The sequence below is a fragment of the Blautia hansenii genome (assembly GCF_013304445.1).
Classification (GTDB): domain Bacteria; phylum Bacillota; class Clostridia; order Lachnospirales; family Lachnospiraceae; genus Blautia.
In genome coordinates this window covers 1-1,266 of the sequence record NZ_JAAITA010000060.1, presented here as the reverse complement: position 1 = coordinate 1,266, position 1,266 = coordinate 1, and the positions used below count along the sequence as shown (strand labels likewise).

1 protein-coding gene is annotated in these 1,266 nt (G+C 36.2%); it reads left to right on the top strand.

What is annotated here, in order from left to right; all coding sequences use genetic code 11:
• Positions 1–298 precede the first annotated feature (298 nt).
• Positions 299–1,219 (top strand): ArsR/SmtB family transcription factor, encoded by a 921-nt coding sequence (locus G5A70_RS15470; protein ID WP_173750331.1) that lies wholly within the window; start codon positions 299–301, stop codon positions 1,217–1,219.
• Positions 1,220–1,266: the final 47 nt, after the last annotated feature.

Sequence of the window (1,266 nt, the reverse complement as noted above, 5' to 3'; positions counted from 1 at the left end):
GTACCTCCTCTTTTGTTCTATCTGTAATATAACACTTATAAACAGTGTTGTCAACCGTTTCTTTTAAATTTTTTGAGAGTTTACTTTTTTTATTTTTCTTTATACAGGCAAACCGCACTAACACTGTATTCATAACTGCTTTTAGCGTTATGCCGAAGAAAAAGAAAAAATATAAGAGAGATTGTGGATTGTATTTTTCTTAGTGAATCATTAGAATGTACTTATAATATAATCTGAATGGTCTGACTAAAAACGTATCTGTAGATTAAAAAGCGAGATAAAAGTAAAGAGGGAAGATATGGCAAAGTTTAGAGAATATGATATCGAAGCTATGGAAGAAGTATATGATTTAGGAAAAGCTCTGGCCTCTCCAGTGCGATTGGAAATGTTACAGCTTTTGTATGATAAAAGCTTAATTATTGGAGAAATAGCAAAAGAAATGAATTTACCAGCTTCAAGTGCAGCTTTTCATGCAAAAATTTTAGAAAAAGCAGGATTGATTCGTATGGAGGAACAGCCGGGTACCAGAGGAACTACCAAACTGTGTACACGTAAAGTGGATTATTTGCATGTTGGACTTGTACGAAAAAAAGCAGTTGTAACTGAGATTGTAAGTATAGAAATGCCTGTAGGGGCATTTACCGGATGTAAAGTAAAACCAACCTGCGGTTTATGGTCTCTCAATGGAGTTGTAGGAAATGAAGATATGGAACAGTGTTTCTACTATCCCGAGAAATCAAAAGCAGGAATTCTCTGGACTTCTGCAGGTTATGTAGAATATAAGTTTCCTAATGAGGTTCCCAAAAAAAAGACTCCCCAAAAAATTTGCTTTTCAGCAGAAATTTGCTCAGAAGCTCCTGGATATAGAGAAGATTGGAAGTCAGATATAACTGTATGGATTAATGAAAAGGAATGTGGAACCTGGACAAGTCCTGGCGATTTTGGTGCAAAAAGAGGAAGACTGAATTCTTCTATTTGGCCTGACGGAAGCAGTCAGTACGGATTATGGACGACATGGGAAGTGGATAAAAACGGATGCTATGTTAACGGAGAGAAAGTTGCCAATCGGACAATTGATGAATTGGATTTAATGTCTAATGTATTTGTAAAAGTAAGAATCGGAAATAAAAATGATGCAACATATGTGGGAGGATTTAATTTATTCGGAAAAGATTGGGGAGATTACAGACAAGATTTGGTAATGACAATTGAGTCATGACCACCCGCTTAGCGGGTGGCATGTTCTCCCCCTATAAGGGGATATTA